Source organism: Aromatoleum toluolicum (assembly GCF_012911005.2).
Taxonomy (GTDB): Bacteria; Pseudomonadota; Gammaproteobacteria; order Burkholderiales; family Rhodocyclaceae; genus Aromatoleum; species Aromatoleum toluolicum.
Genome location: NZ_WTVS01000146.1, coordinates 1 through 4286 on the forward strand (window position 1 = coordinate 1; position 4286 = coordinate 4286).

Here is a 4286-nt window from a genome sequence, read left to right on the forward strand (position 1 = left end):
CCCCCACCCGCCCGCGCCTCGCCCGTATCGGCGAACTGATGCGCCGCCATCGCGGCTGGATCGTCGGCGCGCAATGGGTGATCCTCGCCGCCTACCTGTTCCTCGTCATCACCCCTGCCTTCCTGCCGCTGCCGGACTCGGGCGCGCACCTGTGGAACAACCTGACGCTGTTCGCGCAGTTCGCGTTCTGGGGCATCTGGTGGCCCTTCGTGCTGGTGTCGATGATGCTGATGGGGCGCGTATGGTGCGGCGTGATGTGCCCGGAGGGCTTCGTCTCGGAGCAGGTGTCGCGCTTCGGCCTCGGCCGCCCGGTGCCGCGCTGGATCAAGTGGGGCGGCTGGCCCTTCGTTGCCTTCCTCGCCACGACGGTGTATGGCCAGCTCGTGAGCGTGTACGAGTACCCCAAGGCGGCGCTGCTGGTGCTGGGCGGCTCGACCGTCGCCGCGGTCGCCGTGGGTCTGGTCTACGGCCGCGGCAAGCGCGTATGGTGCCGCCACCTGTGCCCGGTGAATGGCGTGTTCGGCCTGCTGTCGCGGCTCGCGCCGGTGCATTTCCGCACCGATCGCGCGGCGTGGGAGTCGTATGGCGCGAAGAAGGTGATCCCGATCAACTGCGCGCCGCTGGTCGACATCCGCCGCATGGAGAGCGCCGCCGACTGCCACATGTGCGGGCGCTGCGCGGGGCATCGCGACGCCGTGAGCCTCGCCGCGCGCGCGCCCGGCAGCGAGGTCGCACAGCTCGACGCGCAGGACGCGGACCGCTGGGAAGTGCGCCTGCTGGTGTTCGGCATCATCGGCACGGCGATCGGCGCCTTCCAGTGGTCGGCCTCGCCGTGGTTCGTGCGCGCGAAACTCGCCGCCGCGGAATGGCTGGTCGAGCGCGACGCCTTCGCGCTGCTCGGCGACGACATCCCGTGGTGGCTGCTGACCCACTACCCGGAAGCGAATGACGTATTCACGTGGCTCGACGGAATCATGATCCTCGCGTACATCGGCGCCACGGCGCAGGTGCTCGGCGGCTGGATCACGCTGTGGCTGCGCGTCGCCGCCGGCCTGCTGGGCGAGGCGGCCGCGCGCCTGCGGCTCGCCTACGCGCTGATCCCGCTCGGCGGTGCCGGCGTGTTCCTCGGGCTCTCGGGCCTCACGGTGACCCTGCTGGCGGCCGAAGGCGTGATCCTCACGGCGCTGCCCGAAGCGCGCGCCACGCTGCTCGCGGCGGCGACGCTGGCGAGCCTGGGCCTGGCGGCCGTCCACGTCCGCCGCAGCGTGGCGCCGACGCTGCGGCGCATCGCCGCCCTGCTCGCCTTCGCCGCAGCATCGGCGGCAGCGGTCGCACCGTGGGTGCTGATGTATTACGTCTGGTAATGCGCGCCGGGTCGATCTTGCAAGATAAATAATCTAACCTGTGGGCATCGGCATCCCGGCCAGCGACCGGGGCCGCCCCGACAGGAGATTGCAGATGACCCGATTCATCCTCAACGGGCAGAAGGTCAACACCTCCCTGCCCGAGGACACTCCGCTGCTGTGGGTGCTGCGCGACGGACTGGAACTCACCGGCACCAAGTTCGGCTGCGGCATGGGGCTGTGCGGCGCGTGCACGGTGCATGTCGACGGCGTCGCGGTGAAGTCCTGTTCGACGCCGGTTTCGGAGGTCGCCGACAAGCACGTCACGACCATCGAACAGATCGGCAGGAACCGCGTCGGCGCGGCAGTGCAGGCGGCGTGGCAGAAGCTCGACGTCGTGCAGTGCGGCTACTGCCAGTCCGGCCAGATCATGGCAGCGACCGCATTGCTGGCGAAGACGCCGCGGCCGAGCGACGCGGACATCGACGCGGCGATGGCCGGCAACCTGTGCCGCTGCGCGACCTACGTGCGCATCCGCGCCGCGATCCACGAAGCCGCGAAGAGCCTCGCGGGGAGGGGCGCGGCATGACGACCCGTATCGAGAACGTGTCGCGCCGCGACTTCCTCAAGGCCGGCGCCGGCCTCACGCTGGGGCTGGTGCTGCCGGGCGCGGACGCCGCACTGGCGGCGGCGGCGAAGGATTCGCAGGGCATGGAAGCCGCCTTCGCGCCGAATGCCTTCGTTCGCATCGGCGCCGACAACCGGGTGACGGTCATCGCCAAGCATCTGGAGATGGGTCAGGGCACCTACACCGGCCTCGCGACCCTGGTCGCCGAGGAGCTGGACGCCAACTGGGCGCAGGTCGTCGTCGAAGGCGCCCCGGCGGACGCCAAGCGCTACAACAACCTGCTGTGGGGCCCGTCGCAGGGCACCGGCGGCAGCACCGCGATCGCCAACTCCTTCGAACAGCTGCGCCACGCGGGCGCGAGCGCGCGGGCGATGCTGGTGCAGGCGGCCGCCGCGCGCTGGAAGGTGCCGGCCGGCGAGATCCGCGTCAAGGCGGGCGTCGTCAGCCATGCGAAGAGCGGGCGCAAGGCGAGCTTCGGCGAACTGGCCGAGGCCGCAGCGAAACAGGCGGTGCCGCAGGACGTGCGCCTGAAGGATCCGAAGGACTTCACGCTGATCGGGCGTCACGTGCCGCGCAAGGACAGCGTCGAGAAGACCACCGGCCGCGCGCTGTTCACGCAGGACGTGAAGCTGCCGGGGATGCTCGTCGCGGTCGTCGCGCACCCGCCGCGCTTCGGCGCGACCGTGCGCACGGTCGATGAACGGGCGGCGCGCGCGGTGCCGGGCGTACTGCGCGTCGTGCGCATCCCGCAGGGCGTCGCGGTGCTGGCGCGCGACTACTGGACCGCGAAGAAGGGGCGCGACGCGCTGCAGATCGACTGGGACGACAGCGCCGCCTACCGCGGCAGCTCGGCGCAGATCCTCGCCGACTACCGGAAACTCGCCGCGACGCCGGGACTGGTCGCGCGCCGCGACGGCGACACGGACAAGGCGCTGGCCGAGGGCGCTCAGGCGCTGGAGGCGGAATACGCCTTCCCCTACCTCGCGCATGCGCCGATGGAGCCGCTCAACTGCGTGATGCGCATCGACGCGCAGGGCTGCGAAGTGTGGAACGGCGAGCAGTTCCAGACCGGCGACCAGTACACGCTGGCCGCCTTCTTCGGCCTCAAGCCCGAGCAGGTGAAGCTCAACATGCTGTTCGCCGGCGGCAGTTTCGGCCGGCGCGCGAACCCGGCCGCCGATTACGTGCTGGAGACGGCGCACATCGTGAAGGCGATCCGCGGCGAGGCGCCGGTGAAGCTGGTGTGGTCGCGCGAGGACGACATGCGCGCCGGCTACTACCGGCCGCTGTACCTGCACCGCCTGCGCGCCGCGCTCGACGCGCAGGGCAAGCCGCTCGCGTGGGCGCAGCGCGTCGTCGGCCAGTCGATCCTCGCCGGCACGCCGTTCGAGGCCGGGATGGTCAAGGACGGCATCGACGCAACCTCGGTCGAAGGCGCGGCGAACCTGCCCTATGCGATCCCCAACCTGCAGGTCGAACTGCACACGACCAGCAAGGACGTGAAGGTGCCGGTGCTGTGGTGGCGCTCGGTGGGCTCGACGCACACGGCGTTCGCGGCCGAAGTCTTCCTCGACGAGCTGGCGACGGCCGCGGGCGCCGATCCGGTCGCGTACCGGCTCGACCTCCTCGGCGCGCATCCGCGCCACGCCGGCGTGCTCAAACTCGCCGCCGACAAGGCCGGCTGGAGCAGGCCGCTCGCGCCGGGCAAAACCGGCAGGCGCGGTCGTGGCGTCGCGGTGCACGAGTCCTTCAACACCTTCGTCGCGCAGGTGGTCGAGGTCACGGTCGCGCCCGACGGCGGCTTCACCGTCGATCGCGTCGTGTGTGCGGTGGATTGCGGCATCGCCGTGAACCCGGACGTGATCCGCGCGCAGATGGAGGGCGGCATCGGCTTCGGGCTCGCCGCCGCGCTCAGCGGCGCGATCACGCTCAAGGACGGCGTCGTCGAACAGTCGAACTTCCACGACTACCCGATCCTGCGCATCGACCAGATGCCCCGGGTCGAGGTGCATATCGTGCGCTCGGCCGCGAAGCCGACCGGGGTCGGCGAACCGGGGGTGCCGCCGCTCGCACCGGCGCTGGTGAACGCGCTGTTCGCCGCGACCGGCAAGCGCATCCGCACGCTGCCGATCGGGGAACAGCTGAAGGCCTGAGCGGACGGCCTGCTCGGGACCGTGTTCCTCCCCCTTCAAGGGGGGCGGAGCAGGGATTTCGGTGAGCACTGCTCGCCGCCTGCAGAGCGGCGAGGCGACGCCGAGACTACCGGCTAGGAGGGGGATGGGTTTCTGCCCGGTCCGTTTAACCCATCCCCACCC

The 4286-nt window shown here is 71.0% G+C and carries 3 protein-coding genes; all 3 read left to right on the forward strand.

The features are described from left to right. Nucleotides 1–1364: 4Fe-4S binding protein (locus GPA27_RS27835; RefSeq protein WP_169143653.1), on the forward strand; the 1364-nt coding region annotated here is incomplete at its 5' end. Nucleotides 1365–1458: 94 nt separating this feature from the next. Beyond that, nucleotides 1459–1932 (forward strand): (2Fe-2S)-binding protein, encoded by a 474-nt coding sequence (locus tag GPA27_RS27840; protein WP_169143654.1) that lies wholly within the window; start codon nucleotides 1459–1461, stop codon nucleotides 1930–1932. Further along, nucleotides 1929–4124 carry a xanthine dehydrogenase family protein molybdopterin-binding subunit gene (locus GPA27_RS27845; RefSeq protein WP_169143655.1) on the forward strand — a complete coding sequence of 732 codons (2196 nt, stop codon included), beginning with the start codon at nucleotides 1929–1931 and terminating at the stop codon, nucleotides 4122–4124. The genes GPA27_RS27840 and GPA27_RS27845 overlap by 4 nt, the downstream gene beginning before the upstream one ends. Nucleotides 4125–4286: the final 162 nt, after the last annotated feature.